This window comes from Lentzea jiangxiensis (assembly GCF_900104175.1).
Classification (GTDB): domain Bacteria; phylum Actinomycetota; class Actinomycetes; order Mycobacteriales; family Pseudonocardiaceae; genus Lentzea; species Lentzea jiangxiensis.
This window is the reverse complement of record NZ_FNIX01000012.1, coordinates 21,072-40,022: the sequence shown is the minus strand read 5'-3', so window position 1 is coordinate 40,022 and position 18,951 is coordinate 21,072. Positions and strand designations below refer to the sequence as shown.

19 protein-coding genes and 1 pseudogene are annotated in these 18,951 nt (G+C 70.8%); 7 read left to right on the top strand and 13 right to left on the bottom strand.

Features of this window, described 5'->3' with window-relative positions; translation table 11 throughout:
- Positions 1–122 precede the first annotated feature (122 nt).
- The gene (locus BLQ91_RS26465) at positions 123–506 is read right to left on the bottom strand and encodes a cupin domain-containing protein (RefSeq protein WP_090100884.1); all 384 of its coding nucleotides are present in this window, start codon (positions 504–506) and stop codon (positions 123–125) included.
- Positions 507–559: 53 nt separating this feature from the next.
- Here BLQ91_RS26465 and BLQ91_RS26460 point away from each other — a divergent pair, with 53 nt between their 5' ends.
- Positions 560–1,531, top strand: coding sequence for a GlxA family transcriptional regulator (locus BLQ91_RS26460; protein ID WP_090100882.1), 972 nt, complete (start codon positions 560–562; stop codon positions 1,529–1,531).
- Between the two features lie 13 nt (positions 1,532–1,544).
- Here the strand turns inward: BLQ91_RS26460 and ligD (BLQ91_RS26455) are convergent, their stop codons facing one another.
- From ligD (BLQ91_RS26455) to BLQ91_RS26440, 4 genes are all read right to left on the bottom strand, one after another.
- Positions 1,545–2,429: a non-homologous end-joining DNA ligase gene (gene ligD, locus BLQ91_RS26455; RefSeq protein ID WP_090100880.1), complete on the bottom strand. Its 885-nt coding sequence runs from the start codon at positions 2,427–2,429 to the stop codon at positions 1,545–1,547.
- A complete protein-coding gene (gene ligD / locus BLQ91_RS26450; RefSeq protein WP_090100877.1) occupies positions 2,419–3,864 on the bottom strand; it encodes a non-homologous end-joining DNA ligase in 1,446 nt (481 codons plus the stop codon). Before ligD (BLQ91_RS26450) ends, ligD (BLQ91_RS26455) begins: the two co-directional genes overlap by 11 nt.
- Positions 3,865–4,686 carry a non-homologous end joining protein Ku gene (gene ku / locus BLQ91_RS26445; protein WP_090101155.1) on the bottom strand — a complete coding sequence of 274 codons (822 nt, stop codon included), beginning with the start codon at positions 4,684–4,686 and terminating at the stop codon, positions 3,865–3,867.
- A gap of 133 nt (positions 4,687–4,819) precedes the next feature.
- Complete coding sequence (locus BLQ91_RS26440) at positions 4,820–5,797, bottom strand: tyrosine-type recombinase/integrase (RefSeq protein ID WP_090100876.1); 978 nt, start codon at positions 5,795–5,797, stop codon at positions 4,820–4,822.
- Between the two features lie 809 nt (positions 5,798–6,606).
- Here BLQ91_RS26440 and BLQ91_RS26435 point away from each other — a divergent pair.
- Both BLQ91_RS26435 and BLQ91_RS26430 read left to right on the top strand, forming a co-directional pair.
- Positions 6,607–7,101, top strand: coding sequence for a DinB family protein (locus BLQ91_RS26435; RefSeq protein WP_090101153.1), 495 nt, complete (start codon positions 6,607–6,609; stop codon positions 7,099–7,101).
- A 63-nt stretch (positions 7,102–7,164) separates the two neighbouring features.
- Positions 7,165–7,962: an LLM class flavin-dependent oxidoreductase gene (locus BLQ91_RS26430; protein WP_090100875.1), complete on the top strand. Its 798-nt coding sequence runs from the start codon at positions 7,165–7,167 to the stop codon at positions 7,960–7,962.
- Here the strand turns inward: BLQ91_RS26430 and BLQ91_RS26425 are convergent.
- Positions 7,951–8,511, bottom strand: a complete 561-nt coding sequence (locus BLQ91_RS26425; protein WP_090100874.1) for a TetR/AcrR family transcriptional regulator — start codon at positions 8,509–8,511, stop codon at positions 7,951–7,953. The genes BLQ91_RS26430 and BLQ91_RS26425 overlap by 12 nt on opposite strands.
- 10 nt (positions 8,512–8,521) lie before the next feature.
- Entirely contained in the window at positions 8,522–9,391 is an 870-nt protein-coding gene (locus tag BLQ91_RS26420) for an SDR family NAD(P)-dependent oxidoreductase (RefSeq protein ID WP_090100873.1), read from the bottom strand.
- A 95-nt stretch (positions 9,392–9,486) separates the two neighbouring features.
- Between BLQ91_RS26420 and BLQ91_RS26415 the strand changes: the two genes are divergently transcribed.
- On the top strand, positions 9,487–10,038 hold the full coding sequence (locus BLQ91_RS26415) for a cadmium resistance transporter (RefSeq protein WP_245733821.1): 552 nt from the start codon (positions 9,487–9,489) through the stop codon (positions 10,036–10,038).
- Positions 10,039–10,068: 30 nt separating this feature from the next.
- A complete protein-coding gene (locus BLQ91_RS26410; protein ID WP_090100871.1) occupies positions 10,069–12,990 on the top strand; it encodes an NACHT domain-containing protein in 2,922 nt (973 codons plus the stop codon).
- Here the strand turns inward: BLQ91_RS26410 and BLQ91_RS40510 are convergent.
- Together BLQ91_RS40510 and BLQ91_RS26405 are read right to left on the bottom strand one after the other, a co-directional pair.
- Complete coding sequence (locus BLQ91_RS40510; RefSeq protein ID WP_143022824.1) at positions 12,902–13,168, bottom strand: hypothetical protein; 267 nt, start codon at positions 13,166–13,168, stop codon at positions 12,902–12,904. The two genes, BLQ91_RS26410 and BLQ91_RS40510, sit on opposite strands and share 89 nt — an antisense overlap.
- Before the next feature lie 2 nt (positions 13,169–13,170).
- Complete coding sequence (locus BLQ91_RS26405) at positions 13,171–14,115, bottom strand: helix-turn-helix transcriptional regulator (protein WP_090100870.1); 945 nt, start codon at positions 14,113–14,115, stop codon at positions 13,171–13,173.
- A 186-nt stretch (positions 14,116–14,301) separates the two neighbouring features.
- On the opposite strand from BLQ91_RS26405, the gene BLQ91_RS26400 reads away from it, so the two are divergent.
- Positions 14,302–15,051 carry a ZIP family metal transporter gene (locus BLQ91_RS26400; protein WP_090100869.1) on the top strand — a complete coding sequence of 250 codons (750 nt, stop codon included), beginning with the start codon at positions 14,302–14,304 and terminating at the stop codon, positions 15,049–15,051.
- On the opposite strand, the gene BLQ91_RS26395 is transcribed toward BLQ91_RS26400, so the two are convergent.
- Both BLQ91_RS26395 and BLQ91_RS26390 read right to left on the bottom strand, forming a co-directional pair.
- Complete coding sequence (locus BLQ91_RS26395; protein ID WP_090100868.1) at positions 15,048–15,659, bottom strand: class I SAM-dependent methyltransferase; 612 nt, start codon at positions 15,657–15,659, stop codon at positions 15,048–15,050. The two genes, BLQ91_RS26400 and BLQ91_RS26395, sit on opposite strands and share 4 nt — an antisense overlap.
- 80 nt (positions 15,660–15,739) lie before the next feature.
- Entirely contained in the window at positions 15,740–16,405 is a 666-nt protein-coding gene (locus tag BLQ91_RS26390) for an SDR family oxidoreductase (RefSeq protein WP_090100867.1), read from the bottom strand.
- A 314-nt stretch (positions 16,406–16,719) separates the two neighbouring features.
- Between BLQ91_RS26390 and BLQ91_RS26385 the strand changes: the two genes are divergently transcribed.
- On the top strand, positions 16,720–17,583 hold the full coding sequence (locus BLQ91_RS26385) for a ferredoxin family protein (RefSeq protein WP_090101151.1): 864 nt from the start codon (positions 16,720–16,722) through the stop codon (positions 17,581–17,583).
- A 31-nt stretch (positions 17,584–17,614) separates the two neighbouring features.
- On the opposite strand, the gene BLQ91_RS42185 is transcribed toward BLQ91_RS26385, so the two are convergent.
- Both BLQ91_RS42185 and BLQ91_RS43835 read right to left on the bottom strand, forming a co-directional pair.
- Positions 17,615–18,280 carry an FAD-dependent oxidoreductase gene (locus BLQ91_RS42185; protein WP_218130415.1) on the bottom strand — a complete coding sequence of 222 codons (666 nt, stop codon included), beginning with the start codon at positions 18,278–18,280 and terminating at the stop codon, positions 17,615–17,617.
- 167 nt (positions 18,281–18,447) lie between these two features.
- A pseudogene (locus tag BLQ91_RS43835) lies at positions 18,448–18,882 on the bottom strand (NAD(P)-binding protein); the annotation flags it as partial.
- Between the last annotated feature and the right edge of the window lie 69 nt (positions 18,883–18,951).

The window sequence follows — 18,951 nt, the reverse complement described above, 5'->3', positions numbered from 1 at the left end:
AGACCGCTGCCGGACCCAGCTGCCGGATCCAAGGGCCAGCTGGTCCAGAACGCCGTCCGCGTCCGCACACCGGCCCGTCCAGGAGATCGTCCTGCCAACCCTGCCGCCTGGCCTGCCCGGCGTCACAACACGTGCCCCGTCGTCGCCTCCACGTGGCCGGGAACCTCGTCGTGGCGGTCACCGACCGTCAACGTCCCCGACGGCTCGAACATCAGGATCGACGCACCACCGGGGGAGACCGGCTTGTGGTAGGTCCCGCGGGGCACGGTGAACACCGCGCCCCGCGGCAGCACGACCGTGCGCTCCCCGGACTCCTCGCGCAGCACGATCTGCAACTCGCCGCGCAACACCAGGAAGAACTCGTCGGTGTGGTCGTGCACGTGCCACACGTGCTCACCCTCGACCTTCGCGATCCGCACGTCGTAGTCGTTGACACGCGCGACGATCCGAGGACTCCACAGGACGTCGAACGAAGCAAAGGCGTCATCCAAAGCGATGGGATTCATGCAAACGAGCCTCGCGCATGCCACCACACGACCGTGAGTGCTAGGAATCGCACATGCCGCAAGAATCCTCGCACCGCGTCGTGGTGATCGTCGACGAGAACTCCAACCCGTTCGAACTCGGCTGCGCCACCGAGATCTTCGGCCTGCACCGCCCCGAACTCGGCGGCCGGCTCTACGACTTCCGCCTCTGCTCACCCGACCCGCACACGCTCATGCGCGACGGCTTCTTCACCCTCACCGGCGTCGCCGACCTCGCCATCGCCGACACCGCCGACACCCTCATCGTCCCCAACCGCCCCGACATCGCCACACCCCGCCGCCCCGACGTCCTCGACACCATCCGCCGCGCCCACGCCCGCCGAGCCCGCCTCGTCGGCTTCTGCAGCGGCGCCTTCATCCTCGCCGAAGCAGGCGTCCTCGACGGCCGCCGCGCCACCGCCCACTGGCAGTGGACCGGCGAGTTCCGCACCCGCTTCCCGCACGTGCACCTCGAACCCGACGTCCTCTTCGTCGACGACGGCGACATCCTCACCTCCGCCGGCAGCGCCGCCGCCCTCGACCTCGGCCTGCACCTCGTGCGCCGCGACCACGGCGCCCAAACCGCCCACTCCGTCAGCCGCCGCCTCGTCTTCGCCGCCCACCGCGACGGAGGCCAGCGCCAGTTCGTCGAACGCCCCGTCCCCGACCTGCCCGACGAGTCCCTCGCCCCCGTCCTCGCCTGGGCCCAGCACCACCTCGACACCCCGCTCACCGTCACCGCACTGGCCGCCCGCGCCGCCGTCAGCCCCGCCACCCTGCACCGCCGCTTCCAGGCACAACTGGGCACCACACCCCTCGCGTGGCTCACCGGCGAACGCGTCACACTGGCCCGCCGCCTGATCGAACTGGGGGAGAGGCGCCTCGACGTCGTCGCCCGCCGCACCGGCCTCGGCACCACCGCCAACCTCCGCGCCGTCCTGCGCCGCGAAACCGGCCTCACCCCGTCGGACTACCGCCGCCGCTTCAGCCCAACGCCCCCGCAGTGACCCGCCCTCGACGTCAACTCCCGAACAGGTCCCCGGCAACCCCGACCCGCTCCAAAACCTCATCCGCCGTGAACAACAAATCCTCCACGACCTCGCACTCCTCGACCTCGTCCCACGTCACCGGCGTCGACACCGCCGGCCGCTCACGAGCCCGCAACGAATACGGCGCCACCGTCGTCTTCGCCGGGTTGTTCTGCGACCAGTCGATCAACACCCTCCCCGGACGCTGCGCCTTCGCCATCGTCGACACCACCGACTCCGGCATCTCCCTCGACAACCGCACCGCCACCGCCCTCGCGTACTCCGACGTGTCCTTCGCCGGCGCGTACGCGTACACCTGCATCCCCTTGTTCCCCGACGTCTTCACCCACGAGTCCACCCCGTCGTCGTCGAGCACCACCCGAATCCGCTCCGCCACCCGCGCACACTCCACGACCGTCGCCGGCGCACCCGGATCCAGGTCGAACACCAGCAGATCCGGATCCCGCTTGCCCCCACGCGGCCCCACCGTCCACTGCGGCACGTGCAACTCCAACGCCGCCAAGTTCGCCAGCCACACCAACGTCGCCAACTCGTCCACCATCACGTAGTTGACCGTCTCGTTGCCCTTCGCACTACCCGGCGACTCCAGCCGCACCGTCCGCACCCACTCCGGACGGTGCTCCGGCGCGTTCTTCTCGAAGAACCACTTCCCGTCCACACCGTTCGGATACCGCTTCAACGTCACCGGACGATCCTTCAAATGAGGCAACAGCACCGGCGCGATCCGCGTGTAGTAGTCGATCACCTCACCCTTGGTGAACCCGAACCCCGGATACAGCACCTTGTCCAGGTTCGTCAGCTTCACCACCCGGTCCTCCACCCGCACCACGACCTCTTTCGACACCTCACCGCTCATCCCGCCGCACCTCCCCGGGAGACTTGTCCGGCCGCAACCCCCGCCACGCCGGGAACCGCATCCGCCCGTCCGGTGTCCACTGCCGGAACACCACCTCCGCCACCAGCTCCGGCTCCACCCACCTGGCGCCCCTCGACCTCTCCCTCGGCATCTCCGTCACGAACGGCGACGACCGCCGCGCCAACGCCTCCAACCGCGGCGTCAGCACCGCCAGCTCCGCGTCGTTGAACCCGGTACCCACCGAACCCGCGAACGCCAACCCGCCGTCCTGCGGAATACCCAGCAACAACGCGCCGATCACCCCAGCCCGCTTGCCCTCACCCATCCGCCAGCCGCCGATCACCACCTCCTGCGCCATCAGGTCCGTGATCTTGCGCCACACCGGCGACCGCGCCCCCGGCTGGTACACCGAATCCAGCCGCTTCGCCACCACCCCCTCGAGCCCCTGCTCCCGGCTCGCCGCCAGCACCGACGCCCCGTCCTCGTCGTACGACGGGGGAGTCAGCCAATGCGGCCCCCGCAGCTCCAACCCCCGCAACAACTCACGACGCCGACGAAACGGCAAACCCAGAAGCGACGTGCCATCCAGGTGCAACAGGTCGAACAACAACAACGTCACCGGGTACTGCCGCGCCGCCCGCCGAGCCGCATCCGACTTGCTCACGTGCATCCGGTTCTGCAACGCGCTGAAACTCGGCCGCCCGTCCCGCAACGCCACGATCTCCCCGTCCAGCAACGCCTCCGTCGACCCCAGCTGCTCACCCACACCCTGCAACTCCGGATACGCCACCGTGATCTCGTTGCCCAACCGCGACCACGCCTGCACCCGGCCACCCTCCACCCGCAGGACCGCCCGCACCCCGTCCCACTTGAACTCATACGCCCACTGGTCGTCATCGTCGGACGGAAGAGGCCCCGGCACCGCCAGCATCGGCTTGACCTGCTCCGGCAACACCTGCCAGTCCGGCCGCACCGCGGCATGCCGCCGCTTCACCATCCAGTTCCTGTCGTCCCCACCCGACCGGAAGAACACGAACTGACCCACGGCCCGCTGACCGCGCAACACCACATCGACCTCGCGGTCCGACCACTTCACCGTCTCGTACCGGCCGCGATCCCAGATGAACATCTCACCGCCGCCGTACTCACCCCTCGGAATCTCACCCGAGAACTCGGCGTACTCCAACGGGTGATCCTCGGTGTGCACAGCCAGCCGCACCACATCAGTCGTCGGCGGCAACCCCTTCGGCACCGCCCACGACACCAACACCCCGTCACGCTCCAGCCGCACATCCCAATGCAGACTGCTCGCGTGGTGCTCCTGGATCACGAACGTGTCATTGCCGCCCCTCGGCACCACATCCGCAACATCAGGCACGGGCTCCGGAGTCCGCCCCGGATCCCGCTTGCGCCGGTACTCGTCGAGCCCGGCCATCTACGCCGACGAAGCCTTCTTCTTCGGAGCAGCCTTCTTCGCGCCCTTCCGCCCCGCCTTCGCCTTCTCCACACTGCGCTCCAGAGCCGTCATCAAATCGATGACATCACCCTTGTCCTCGGCCTCCGGCTGCTCGGGCAACTCCGCACCCTCCGCCTTCGCCGCGATCACCTTCTCCAGAGCATCCCGGTAGTCATCGGTGAACGTCTCCGGATCGAAGTCACCCGCCATCGACTCCACCAACGACGTCGCCATCTTCAACTCCTGCGGCCGCACCTCCACGTCCGAATCCAGGAAGTCGAACTCCGCCCTGCGGATCTCGTCCGGCCACAACATCGTGTGCATCACCAACACGTCATCGCGCGCCCGGATCGTCGCCAGCGTCTCCTTCTGCCGGATCGTGATCTTCACGACCGCCAGCTGACCCGTCTTCACCAACGCATCCCTGAGCAACACGTACGGACGCGCCGCCGCCTTGTCCGGCTCCAGGTAATAGGTCTTCTGGAAGTAGATCGGATCGATCTCCTCCACCGGCACGAACTCCAGGACGTCGATCGACTTGTCGGTCTTCACCGGCAACTTCTCGAAGTCCTCGTTCTCCATGATCACCATCCGGCCGTCGTCCAGCTCGTAGCCCTTGGTGATGTCCGAATACTCGACCTCTTCACCGCACACCGAACAAACGCGCTTGTACTTGATGCGCCCGCCGTCCTCCCGGTGCACCTGGTTGAACCGGAAGTCGTGCTCCTCGACAGCCGTGTAAAGGCGCACGGCGATCGTCACCAAGCCGAAGGAGATGGCCCCACGCCACACGGATCTCATTCTCATTGGGTACCCCTGAAATGCGGTTTCCGCACCACCAGGTCACCCACTCGGCCCACCTGCCCGGCAACCGGGCGACCCCGACCCGACCAACCGCACCCACGGTCCCGCACCCCACCGGACGACCCTCGAGCTACATGTCCTTCAGAGCCCGATACGTCCTGTTGCTCGCCACCGCCGCCCGACGCTCCCGCGCCGTCGCCTCGATGTAGTTCTGACTCGTCGCCAGACTCGCATGCCCCAGCAACGCCATGATCTCGCTCGCACTCGCCCCGTCCTCGGCCAGCCTCGTCGCGAACGTGTGCCGCAACGCGTGCAGGTTCGCCCCCGTCGGCACCCGGTCGTGCAACCCCGCCCACCGAAAACACGACTTCACCAGGTACTCCAGCCCACCCCGCCCGATCGGCTCACCGTGCCGATCCCGCAACAACGCGCTGTCCCGGTCGAACCGCCCCTGCGGAAACCGCCGCTTGCAGCTCTTCAGGTACGCCTCCACGATCCGCTCCATCGGCGGCTCGATCGGCACCGACCGGTCCCGGTTGCCCTTGCCCTTCACGTGCAACCGCCGGTCACCCTCCCGCCCCACGATCGAAGCCAGCGTCAACGTCCGCATCTCCGCACTGCGCAACCCCGCCACCAACCCCAGCGCGATCACCAGCACGTCCCGCTCCGGCCACGGGTCACGCCCCTTCCGCGCCCCCTCCGCCGCGGCCGTCAGCAACTGCTCGGGCGTGTCCTCACCCCGCAGCGGCTTCGGCACCAGCGGCGGCGTCTTCGGCCGGGCGACCGCCCCCATCGGGTTGCCGGCGATCAGGTCCTCGGCCACGCAGAACGTCAGGAACTGGTTCCACGTCGACCACGCCCGCAGCACCGAGCTCTTGGCGTGCGTGTCCGCGAACGACCCGAAGGCCTGCCGCAGGTGCGACCCGCTGAGGTGCGCGGTGGTCAGGTCCTCGACGGGGCAGGAGAGGGTCTCGGCCAGGAGCGCGTTCACACCGGCGAGATCCCGCTGGTAGGCGGCCGTGGTGTGCGGCGAGTCCTTGCGGGTCCGGCGGGCGAGGAAGAAGGCGTCCTGGGCGGCGAGCACGTGCATATGGATCTTGTACCGCACGGCACCGACAATCCCGCACGAGGGGAGGGGAGCGGTGATCGGCGAGCAGCGGCCTGAGCTGCGGTGACGATGTTCTCACCCCGGTGTCGGACGATCCCGCTCGAGTGAGCGGGAGAGCGCCGCAGGGGCTCTGACGGCGCTTCGTCGCGGCGTTCACGCGGAACGGCCGGCGCGAGCAGGTTCACCAGGGTGCACTGTGCTGGATAATGGCGATTATGCATCAAATGTCCGTTTGGCCGGAATTGGCCAGGCGGGCCGGACGGCGCTGACCGGGTGGCGCTGGACCGGGTGGCGCCACTTGTCGGGGATCGCGAGCGTAATGACGCCACTCCGCGTACGTCTCACTGACGACACGTCGGTGTCGACCGCGCTCCGACATCGCCGTGGATCTGATGTTGTGTGGCGTCTGCAAGTGCAGCGGGCCTGCCCGTCGGCTGTGTCTTGCAGACGCGCCAACACGGGCGTCGCCAGCCTCTTCCGCACGATCTTCGCAGGTCGCCGTTTCGCCGATAATCTACATTATGTCAAGTAACCGGGATCGGGCCCACCTCCGCGGCTGCCTGGCGGCCTCTTGCGACGCCTCCGGTCCTGACAGCACTCGACGGCACTCGACGGCACCGTGCCGGTTCGCCCAGACGGCTTCTGCGGGCGTTTCGCGTCGGCCGCTCGTCCCGGCCGCACCGCCGGCTTGCCCAGGACGGCTGGGACGTCGGCTCCGGACGCCTGCCGCTCTCTCGGCGACGTCTCCACCGCCTTTCGTCACCGTGGCGTTAGGGACTCGTGCGGCCGGAGTGGCAGGCTGCTCGTTCATGATCGACGACTTCGCGAAGGCATACCTGCACAGCGATCTGCGTGAGTTGCGCGAGGTGCTGGTGTGGAAGCTCGAGGGGCTCGACGAGGCGGACGTGCGGCGGCCGTTGACCGCGTCCGGGACGAACCTGCTGGGGTTGGTGAAGCACCTGGCGTTGTCGGAGTCGCGGTACTTCGGTGAGGTGTTCGGCCGGCCGTTCCCGGAGCCGATGCCGCGGTGGGACGACCTGTCGGCGCGTGGTCAGGACATGCGGGCGACGGATCAGGAGTCGCGTGAGGAGGTCGTGGCGCGCTATCGGCGGGTGTGGGCGCATTCGGACGCGACGATCGGGGCTTTGGCGGTGGACTCCCCCGGTCATGTGCCGTGGTGGCCGCGTCCTGACGTGATGTTGTTCAACGTGTTGGTGCACGTGACGACGGAGACGGCGCGGCACGCGGGTCACGCGGACATCCTGCGGGAGCGGCTCGACGGGGCGACTGGCGAGGGTCGTTAGGTCGTTTGTGCTGGTCAGAGTGTTTTTGATGATCTTGTCGGGGGTGGTTGGGAGACTCGGGGCATGCGATACGCGATCTATGTTCCTTCGTTCGGTGAGTCGCTGGGTGATCCTTCGGTGCTGGTGTCGCTGGGGGTGGCGGCGGAGGAGGCCGGGTGGGACGGCTTCTTCCTGTGGGACCACGTGGTGGTGCCGGACGAGCCGGTGGTGGCGGATGTCTGGGTGACGCTGGGTGCGGTGGCGGCGCGGACGTCGCGGGTGGTGCTGGGGCCGTTGGTGACGTCGTTGGGGCGGCGTCGGCCGTGGAAGGTGGCGTTGGAGGCGTCGACGTTGCAGCGGTTGTCCGGTGGGCGGCTGGTGCTGGGGGTCGGTGCGGGGGTGCCGCAGGACTTCTCCCCGTTCGGCGAGCGGGTGTCGCGGGCGGAGGCGATGTCGGAGGGGGTGGAGCTGCTGCGGGGTTTGTTGTCGGGTGAGGTGGTGGAGCACCGGGGTGAGGTGTTCCGGGTGAGTGGTGTGCGGTTCGCTCCGGTGGAGGTGCCGGTGTGGGTTGGTGGGGTGTGGCCGCGGTCGGTGCCGTTCCGGGCGGCGGGGCATGCGGCGGGGGTGGTGCCGGCGACGTTCGGTGCGGAGGGGTTGGTGGTGCTCTCCCCTGCTGATGCTGCTCGGTTGAAGGCGGATTTCGTGGCGTCGGGTGGGCCGGTGGAGGGGGATGTGGTGCTGTGGGGTGGTGCTGAGTTGCCGGTGGACGTGGCGGGGTACGAGGCGGCGGGTGTGACGTGGATGTTGACCGATGGTGGGGCGCGGGGGCTTGAGGAGTTGCGGGCGTTCGTGGCTGCCGGTCCCCCGCGGTCAGGCGCGTAGGCCGCGGAGCAGGGTGTCGAGGTAGCGGCGTGCGGTGGGGAGGCGGTCGGCTGGGCTGTCGCTGTGGATGTAGGTGGCGTAGGAGATGCCGCACATGAGTGGGACGAGGTCGGCGTCGTCGAGGCCGGGGCGGAGGGCTCCGGCCTCGCGGGCGCGGGCGAGGAGCTGGGCGCCGGCGGTGAGGATGCGGGTCTTGAGTTCGGTGGTGCGGGGCAGGACGTCGTCGTCCGCGGCGGAGACCTTGGCGAGGGCGGGGTCGGTGACCTGGCCTTTGACGAGTTCGGTGAGGTAGTCGGCGAGGGCGGTCCACGGGTCGTCGTGGTCGAGGGCTTTTTCGCCGCAGTCCGCGAGTGCTTCGAGGCGGGGTGCGGCGACGGTTTCGAGGAGCGCTTCGGTGGTCGGGAAGTGGCGGTAGACGGTGCCGACGCCGAGGCCTGCGCGGCGGGCGACGTCGTTGAGCTGCAGCGGGGTTCCTTCGTCGACGAGTTCTCTGGCGACGGTGAGGATGTGCTCCCAGTTGCGGGCGGCGTCCTTTCGCTGGGGCGTCATGTTCGCCAGCCTAATTGGATACGCCATCCGGAACGTGTCCGAGTGGGGCGTGGGTTTCGCTGAGTCGGCGCACCGCTTGCTGCACGCGGGGGTCGGTGGCGGTTCTGGCGGGTGTGACGGGTTTTCCGTGGCGGCCGATGACGGTGCCGTTGGGGTGTGTTCCGGTGGCGGCTTCGAGCGACGGGAGCGCCGCGGTGGCGGCGGAGCCGGAGGTGGCGCGGTCGAAGGTGCGTCGTACGAGCGGCCACAGCAGGCGCAGGGCCGGTGAGACGATCTTGGGGTCGTGCATCGTTCCGCCGGTCATGTCGGTGGCCGCTCCCCCGGGGTCGGCGGCGAGCACGTCCACTCCGGTTCCGTGGAGTCGTCGGGCGAGGTCGAGGGTGTGGGCGAGGTTGGCGAGCTTGGCGCGTCCGTACCAGTGGAAGCCGTAGTAGCCGCCGGGTGGTTCGGCGTGGTCGAAGATCTTTTTGGCGGTGATGACGGCGCTGGAGGTGACGTTGACGATGCGGCGGGTGAGTGTGGGCAGGAGCAGTTCGGTGAGGAGGTAGGGCGAGAGGTGGTTGACGACGAAGGAGGCTTCGACGCCGTCGATGAGGGTGTGGTCGGGGTACATGGCGCCGACGTTGTTGACGAGCAGGTCGAGGTCTCCCCCGGTGGTGATGCGGGTGGCGAGGGCGCGGACCTGGTCGAGTGAGGCGAGGTCGGCTTGGAGGAACTGGGCGGGTTCCCCTTGCTGTGCGTTGAGGGTGTCGACGGCTCGTGCGCCGCGTTCGGCGTTGCGTCCGACGACGGTGACGGCGAATCCGGCTCTGGTGAGTCCGAGTGCGGTTTCGAGTCCGATGCCGCCGGTTGCGGCGGTGACGACTGCTCGGCGTGTCATGACGTCCTCCGATGCGGATAGTTCATCCACTTACGGGTGCGACGCTAGCACAACATGGATTCTCAATCCGTTTCGGTGTGGGTGAGAATGCTGCCGTGGATCTTGGGGTGGCCGGTCAGGCGGCGGGCATGTTCGCGGTGACGAACGTCGACGACCTGGTGCTGCTGGCGCTGTTCTTCGCGCGGGCCCGGTCGCCGTGGCGGGTGGTGGGGGGTCAGTACCTGGGCTTCACGGGCATCCTGGCCGTCGCGGTCGTCGGCGCGCTCGGTGCTTCCCTGCTGCCGGAGCAGGTGCGCCCGTGGCTCGGTCTCCTCCCCCTGGCGCTCGGTCTCAAGGCGGCGTGGTCGCTGTGGCGGGGGCCGGAGGACGAGGACGAGCCGGACGCCGCGCTGGGTGTTCTCGCGATGGCCGGCGTGACACTCGCGAACGGAGGCGACAACATCGGCGTGTACGTCCCGGTGTTCGCCGTGGCGGACTCGCTGTGGGTCTACGTCGTGGTGTTCCTGGCGCTGGTCGGTGTGTGGTGTCTCGCGGGCTGGTTCCTGGCCTCGCGCCGGGTGGTGGCGCGCGCTCTGGCGAAGTGGGGGCACATCGCCCTGCCCGTCGTGCTGATCGCGATCGGTCTTTTGGTGCTGTTCTCGGGATGAGCACGCCCAAGATCAGGTAGACATGTCCGGGTGCGGACGACCTACAGCTACGTCGAAGCGGTGAAGATCCTCGGCGGCCAGAACCACCCGGTGGTCGCCGCGATGGACAAGCTGCTCGGCGGCGCGTTGCTGGCGGGGTCGCTGGGGCTGTGGCAGGTGCTGGACCTGTTCGACGCCAAGCCCGACTTCACCCGGTTGTTCTCCGACCTCGTCACGAAGGTGACCGAGAAGCGCCGTGGCCTCAACCGTTACGACCGCACGCAACGGCTGCACGCGGCCCACTCGGTCATCGTGGTGACGGCGTACTTCGAGGTGCTGCGCGAGCTGGAGCTGCCGTTCTCGTTCTCGGCGGAAGACGAGACCCTTCTGCGGTTCGGGCACCCGTTCGAGAAGCCGTTGCCCGTGCCGTCCGCGGGCCGGAGCCACGAGGCGAACCTGGTCGCGGTCCGCACCTTCTACGAGGAGCTCAACCACGACCTCGACTGGGTCTCGACGGGGTCGGCGGTGTGGGACGAGCTCTCCGAGGCGGAGAAGGAGCGGACGCTCGCGTCGTACCGGGTGCTGCCCGAGCGCGCGGTGCGCCGCTACCAGGAGCTGTTCCGGCAGCTCGCGGTGGACTGCCCGGAGGTGGCGTTCTGGGCGTCGATGGAGGACCACCGCGCCACCAGGGCGGCGCTCGCGCGGCTGGAGGACGTGCTGCGCGAGGTGACGGCCGAGCCGGTGCGCGACGTGTGGCTCACGGAGCTGGCGGCGGTGTACTCGGCGGCGCTGCGACGGCCGCTGGTCCCCTCCGATGGCGGGCAGCGGATCCCGGCGCTCGGTGAGGCCTACGTCGACCCCCGGTTCCAGCTGCTGGTGAACACCGGCCGGGAGACGGTGCCCTCGACCGCCGGGTACTGGGCCCACCGGCCGGCGCGGACCGATCTCTACGCCTACCTGGCGGGCCATCTGACGTCGGCGGAGGCCTGGTGGTCGCCGTTGCTGGTGCTGGGTGACCCCGGGTCGGGCAAGTCGGTGCTCACGGAGGTGCTGGCGGCGCGGCTGTCGGCCGCGGGGACGCCCGTGGTGCGGGTCGAGCTGCGCACCGCGCCGGCCGACTCGGACGTGCGGCAGCAGATAGAGCACGGCCTCGCGCGGCTGCTCGACGAACCCGTGGGCTGGGCGGCGTTCTCCCGTGCCACCGGCGGGTCGGTTCCGGTGGTCGTCCTCGACGGGCTGGACGAGCTGATGCAGGCGACCGGGGTGAGCCAGAACCGGTACCTGACGACGATCGCGGAGCTCCAGCGGGACCTCGCCGAGAAGCAACGGCCGGCGGCGTTCGTGGTGACGAGCCGGCTCAGCGTGTGCGCGGGGCTGGCGTTGCCCCCGATGTCGCACGTGGTGCGGCTGCTGCCGTTCTCCGACGAGCAGGTGCGGCAGTGGCTGCGGGTGTGGAACGAGGGCGGTGCGCCGCTGCCCGCCGAGGTGGCGCTGGAGTACCCCGAGCTGGCCGAGCAGCCGCTGCTGCTGCTCATGCTGGCGTTGTACGACGCGGTGGACGGCGCGTTGCAGCGCGACCACCAGCAGATCAGCCGGGGACAGCTCTACGAGCGGCTGCTGGAGCGGTTCGCCCGGCGTGAGGTCGGGAAGTCCCCGGTCGAACGCACCGAGGAGGGCCTGGACGAAGACGTCGAGTTCGAGCTGGACCGGCTCTCGGTGGTGGCGCTCGCGATGTTCAACCGCGGCGTGCAGTGGGTGACCGGGGACCAGGTGACGGCTGACCTCGCCGCACTGCTCGAGGTCGGCTCGGCGGACAGGTCCGTGGGTGCGCGCACTCCCCTGTCCTCCGGTGACCTGGCGCTGGGGCGGTTCTTCTTCGTGCAGAAGACCGAGGCGGTGCGGGGCGACGACACGAAGCTCGCCACCTACGAGTTCCTGCACGCCACCTTCGGCGAGTACCTGGTGGCGCGGTACGTGTGGCGGACGCTGACCGACCTGCTGCGCGAGGACGCCGCCAAGTCGCGTCGCAAGACCACCGTGGACGACACCGAGCTGTACTCGGTGCTGTCGTTCATGGCGCTGACCACCAGCAAGCCCGTCCTGGACTTCCTGCGGGAGCTCGCGGACGACGACCGGATGTTCGACCTGGTCGTGCGGCTGCTGGAGACGAGGGACGACCGTCGCGTGACGCGGACGGCCTACGAGCCGGTCCCGTTGCCCGACTCCACCCGGGAGGCGAAGTACGCGGCCAACCTCGTCACGTTGACATTGGCCCTGCGGGAGAAGGTGTACGCGCCCGATCTGCGGTTCGGCGTCGACGACTGGCGGCGGGCGACGCTGTTCTGGAAGTCGCGGCTGTCCGCCGCGGAGTGGGCGAGTTTCGTGCGGTGCGTGTGGCTGACCCGCGACCGCGAGCAGCACTTCCACCTCAGCCTGCACAAGGCAGCGGGTGTCGAGGCGGAGCCGGAATGGCTGCTGATGTCGGAGCCGTACGTCACCTTGGACGAGGTCGGCCTGACGTGGCGGGACGCGATGCGGCCCTTGACGTCCGTGTACCCGATCGACACGGCCACCGCTCTGGTCGAACTGATGATGACACCGGTGTCGAGGTGTCTACCGGCCTTGCGGCGGTTGACCGGCGGCGTCGTCGACATCGAGTTGGTGCAACGCGAGGCGTGTGCCCGCATCGGGATCGGCGGTGATGATCTCGCGATCCTCTCGGCTTTCGCGGAGCTGTGGAGCTACAACACCGCTTCCGTGCTGGAAGCGTGGTTGAGGCTGCACGAGCGCGGCTTCCGGTTCCCGGCCGAGCGCGCGTATCTCTCCACGGAGGAACTGCTCACCGAAATCGACGAGGATGCGTACGCAGGACGACCCGATCTGCTCAAGCGGGCCAAGGTGGCGGCGGCTGAGTTGGGTCTTGAATGGTCGCCGACAGAGCCCCGGCGATCGCGGCGAGGTCCTGTTCGCTGAGGTCGCGCTCCCCCACCTTGCGCAGCACCTCCGTGCGCGAGCACACCACGACCGCGCCGGTGTGGCCGCCCAGGTCGGCGGCGGCCACGATCTGCGTCGACCCCTGGTGCACGACCAGGACCGGGTCGGGGGTGTCGGTGTAGAGCAGGTGCTCGATGTCCCGTCCGGTGATGGCCATGCTCAGTCTTGTACGGCCCGGGCGTAGCGGGCCGCAAGAGAGCGAACGTGTGCCACGAACTCGGGTGGCGAGGTGACCTCGAAGTCGAAGCCGAGCAGGCCGATCCACACGGCGAGGGTCTCGACGGAGTCGGAGCCGACGTCGAGGACGCAGGTGGTGTCGTCGACGGCTTCGACGGTGCCGACGGCGTCGTGGATGCGGTCGGCGACGGCGTCGGCCGGCGCGTGGACGAGGACGCGGGCCTGGAAGCGCCAGGCGGCCCGGCTGACGCGGGAGGCGACGTAGCCGGTGGCGTCGAACTCGCGCGGGGTGAAGCGAGGGCCGTGCGGGGGCCGGGGCGGGTCGACGCGGTCGACGCGGAAGCTGCGCCAGTCCTGCCTGTCGGTGTCGAAGGCGACGAGGTACCAGCGGCGGCCCCAGTTGACGAGGCGGTGGGGTTCGACGCGGCGGCGGGTGGAGGTGCCGTCGTGGGAGTGGTAGTCGAAGCGCAGGGTGTCGCTGTCGCGGCAGGCGGCGGCGAGGGTGGAGAGCAGTTGCGGGTCGAGGGCGGGGCCCGGGTTGTCGTGCGGGACGGACTCGACCTGGTCCAGGGCGGCGACGCGGTGGCGCAGGCGGGAGGGCAGGACCTGCTCCAGCTTGAGCAGGGCGCGCAGGGAGACCTCCTCCAGGCCCGTCACGGGGTTGGCGCGCAGGGCGGCCGCCACGGCGACGGCTTCGCTGTCGTCGAGCAGCAGGGGCGGCAGCTCGGCGCCGGCGCCGAGCCGGTAGCCGCCGAAGGAGCCGGTGGTGGCGTTGACGGGGTAGCCGAGCTCGCGCAGCCGGTCGACGTCGCGGCGCACGGTGCGGGGGCTGACCTGCAGCTCGTCGGCGAGTTCGCTGCCCTGCCAGTCGCGGCGTGACTGCAGCAGGGCGAGCAGGCGCAGCAGGCGCGCCGAGGTTTCCAACATGGACCGACACTTTAGGACAGGACCTGGCCGCAAAACTTCCGGGCCGCAGAACTTCCGGCCCGGTGACATCGAAGGGCGCGCGGGAGTCCTGGGCGGCGGTGCTGCCGGACGACGTGCGGGCATCCGCCTTCGGCGGGCGTGGTGATCTCCAGGTGTACATCGCGGAGCGGCAGGCCATCCCGGGGCATGCCTCAGTGGGTCGAAGCGGGTGTGTGGGGGTTGGCGGGCGGCGGTGCGCTCGTGCTGGGCGCGCTCGTCGCCTGGTTCGTCCGGGTGCCGCGGGACGTGGTCGCCGTGGTGATGGCGTTCGGCGCCGGGGTGCTGATGGCGGCTGCGGCGTTCGAGCTGATGGACGAGGCCGAGCAGACCGGCGGCCTGCTCGCGACCGCAGTGGGGTTCCTCGGCGGTGCGGTGGTGTACGTGCTGGCCAACGCGGTGCTTGCCCGTCGTGGTGCCCGGCACCGCAAGCGCAGCAGCAACCAGCCCGCGGAGTCCGAGCAGGAGGGCAGCGGGTCGGCGATCGCGGTCGGGGCGCTGCTCGACGGCGTGCCGGAGTCGGTGGTGCTGGGGGTGTCGCTGCTCGGCGGTGGCGGGGTCGGGGTGGCGATGCTGGCGGCGGTGGTCATCTCCAACGTCCCGGAAGGGCTCTCCAGCGTCGCGGGCATGAAACGCGCGGGCCGCGGCGCCGGGTACGTGTTCGGGGTGTGGGGTGCGATCGCGGTGGCCAGCGGGGTGTCCGCGGCGCTGGGCAACCTGCTGCTCGACGGTGCCTCGCCGCAGCTCATCGCGGTGATCACGGCCGTGGCGGCGGGGGCGATCCTGGCGATGATCGCGGACACGATGATCCCCGAGGCCTACGAACGCGCGCGCCTGTACACCGGGTTGTGCACGACGGCCGGGTTCCTGACGGCGTTCGTGGTGCAACGGCTCGGCTAGGCGCGCCAGACGGTGGCGCTGCGGGTCTCGGTGCTCTCCAGCGTCAGCGGCACCGGCACCTCGTAGCGGGCCTGGGCGGCGAACCGGTCCCGCGGCAGGTGCGCGCGGTCCGGGTCGCCCAGCAGCACCAGCGCGCCCCGTGCGGCGGCCCTGGCCAGGAACGGCAGCACCAGGGCGGTGATCTCCGCGTCGTAGAACACGTCCCCGGCCAGCACCACGTCGGCTGCGTGGGCGTCGCCGTCGAGCCGGTCACCGCCCAGGGTGGTGACGGTGACGCCGTTGGCGGCGGCGTTGAGCTCCACGGCCGCGAGCGCGAGCGGGTCGATGTCGTTGGCCGTCACGCACTCGGCGCCGGCCAGGGCCGCGGCGATCGCCACCAGGCCGGAGCCGGAGGCGAGGTCGAAGACCTTCCTGCCGCGGACCAGGTCCGCGTGGTCGAGCACGTGCCGCGCGAGGGCCTGGCCGCCCGCCCACGGGAACGCCCAGAACGGCGGCTGGTCGTGGCGGGTGCGTTCCCACAGGTCCATCGCCTCGACCGCGCTGTGCAGCGGCACCGGCACCGGTGAGGTGTGGGCGAGCACGAAGTCGGTGAGCGCGGGCGCGGACATGACGGTGAAGCTTAGGGGCAGCGGGCCGGACGCCCGCAGAGGCGAACGGGTGCAGAGGCGAACGGGTGCAGAGCGCGCGGTCACGTTCCGCCGGTCACCCGCAGGATCGAGCCCGTGGCGTAGGAGGCCTCGTCCGAGAGCAGCCAGGCGATGGCGTTCGCGATCTCCTCCACCTCGCCGGGACGGCCCAGGGGCACCCGCCCGGCGACGCGGTCGGGGCGGTCGGGCTGGCCGGAGAGCCGGTGGATGTCGGTGCGGACGGTGCCGGGCTGCACGCCGTTGACGCGGATGCCGCGCGGCGCGAGCTCCTTGCCCAGGCCGATCGTCAGCGCGTCGACGGCGGCCTTGGTGGCGGCGTAGTGCACGTACTCCCCCGGGCTGCCCAGCGTCGCCGCGCCGGAGGACACGTTCACGATCGCGCCGCGGGTCATGCGCCGCGCGGCCTCGCGGGCGACGAGGATCGCTCCGATGACGTTCACGTCCACGACGCGGCGCAGGTCCTCGGTGCGCAGCTCGGCCAGCGGGCCGGACGGGGAGGTGATGCCCGCGTTGTTGACCACGCCGGTGATGTCGTCGCCGGCCGCGTCGAACAGGCGCACCACGTCGTCCTCGTCCGCGGTGTCGGCCCGCACCGCCAGCACACCGAGCTCCTGTTCCAGTGCGCGGGCCTCGTCTGCTGCCTGGCGGTAGCTGATCACGACCTGGTGCCCGTCGCGCACGAGCCTGCGCGCGGTCGCGGCACCGATGCCCCGGCTTCCCCGGTGATCACCGTTGTCATGCCGACCACCCTATTGCGGGAGCGGAGGGACGGGGCGGAAAGAGCGTTCGAGCCACCGACGCGGGCACCGCCGAGCCGGATGAGCCGTTCCCCGGCTACCGGCCCGGTTCGAAGCCGGTCTGCGGCAGCGGATGGCCGAACCGGTGGGCAGGGACCGGCCGTGACACGCGCCCGGTCTCGTTTCACCGCGGCCGGATAGGTGAAGCCCGCCCTCGAGGCATCCACGAACTGTGACTAAGGCTGCCCTTAGTCCTCACCCGAACGGCCGTATAGAGTGTGCAGATGAGGTGCTCGACACTCTCCGATTTCGCGGGGGAACCGCTGGCCGGCACGGCCGCGACCGCGACGGCGTGGCTGTGCCTGGAGCAGCCGGGCCCCTGGGGCCGCGACGCGCTGACCGAGAGCCACCTCGACCCCGAGCTCGGCGCCGAACTGGCCCGCCGCGCCGCCGGAACCGGGGTGCGGATCCTGCTGATCCGCCGCCCCGGCCGCCACGCCGACGACCACGTGCCCGCGACCCGGCGCCTGTACCTGGCCTCCACGAAGCCCGGTGGATCATGGCTGGAGCAGGCCGACCTCGCCTGCCCGGAGGAGGCGCTGGAACTGGACTTCGAGGCCCTGGGCGCGGGCCGCTCCACCGCGTTCGGCACCCCGGTGCACGACCCGTTGCTGCTGATCTGCACCAACAGCAAACGCGACGTCTGCTGCGCCCTGTATGGCCGCCCGATCGCCACCGCGCTGCACCTGTGGGAGTGCACGCACACCGGCGGGCACCGCTTCGCACCCACCGGTGTCCTGCTGCCCACCGGTCACCTGTACGGGCGCATCGACCACCGGCTGGCCGAGCGCGTCGTCACCGAGGGCATCCTCGCCGACCGGTGCCGCGGCCGTTCCTGCTTCACCCCGCGCGGCCAGGTCGCCGAGGTCGCCGTGCGCGAGAAGATCGGGGAGACGCGTGACGTGCTCACCGTCGTCGCCGAGACCGCGCACTCCGCGACCGTGCGGCACGCCGACGGCCGCGAGTGGCGGGTGTCGCTGGCCGAGCAGCCCGTGCCGCCGCGCCCGGCGAGCTGCGGCAAGTCACCGGACGTCGCGATCGCGCTGGTGGCGACGGCGATCGAGCAACGGGTGCGGGTCCACCGCTGACCGCGAGGTCCCCGGCGCCGTGGGTGCCCTGCTACGACCTGGCCGCCACGGCGTGCGCGGCGGGTGGGCGGCGAAGCCGGGTGGCGGCGGCCAGCAGCGGGCACAGCGCGGCGGTGGCCAGGGCGCCGGGAACGGTGTCGGTGGCCAGGATCAGCCGCACGGTCCTCATCGCCGCCGTGAGGACCTCGGCACCGCGCACGCGCATCCGCGCCTCGAAACGGCCGACCGCCTCCGCGACGCCCGCGGCACCGGGCAGGGCGTCCAGCTCGGCCAGCAGGTCGGCGGCGTCCCGCACGGCCGCTCCGGCGCCCATGCCCGCGGTGGGCGGGGTGGCGTGCACGGCGTCACCCAGGGCGGTGATGCGACCGGCGGGCCAGGGCGCGAGGTCGGCGGCACGGGTCGAGGCGGCGTTGAACCGGAACGCGGCCACGCTGATGGGGTCGGCGCGCGCGAGGACCTCCAGCGTGTGACCGGCCCACCGGTGCTCGCGGAACCGGTCGAGCAGGGCGGCCCGCAGCGCGGCGCCCCGCAGGTCGCGCAGCGAGGCGGTCCGGGCCGACTCGGGGAACATCGCTCCCCAGATGTAGGTCGGGCCGGTGGTGACCGACGCGCTGAGACCGGGGGCGTCGAGGGCGGCGTTGCCCACCGGGTCGAGGAACCCGACGTAGAGCGCGGCGCCCCGCGGGCCGATGCCCATCGCCGAGCGCGTTCCCAGGCGGCGCTGCCCGGCGGCGGTGAGGTCGGCGCGGCGGGTGCGGCCGGAGAACCCGGCGGGCCGGCGGGCCGGTGGGTCGGGGCTCCCGCCAGGTGGCGGGCGACGACCGAGTGGGTTCCGTCGGCGCCGACCACCAGGTCCGCCTCGACCGCCGTGCCGTCGGCGAAGCAGACCCGCGGCCTGCCGTCGCCGCCGGTGCCCACCTCCGTCACGGCCCGGCCGAGGTGCAGGTCCTCGCCGACGGCGTCCGCCAGCAGCGTGCGCAGCGTGATGCGGTCGACGTCGATGCTCGCGCTGCCGGACAGGTCCGGGCCGTGGCCGAGCACGCGGCCGCGGTAGTCGAAGAACACGTCGCGGTCCCGCAGCCGCAACGCCGACGCCGACGCCAGCAGCCGGCGCACGACCTGCGGCGCGACGAGCCGCTCCAGCGCCGCCAGGGCCCGCTCGTCGAGGGTGATGTGGTACCCGCCGGTCGCGGCGACGTCGGTGTCGCGGTCGAACACCGCCACCTCGTGACCACCTCGGCGCAGCCCCGCTCCCAGGGCGAGCCCGCCGATCCCTCCTCCGACCACGACCACGCGCATATCCCGACCAGCCTCTCCGTCGCCGACATCCCGTCGAGAGCGACACTGGCAGCAGTAGTGGACACCGAA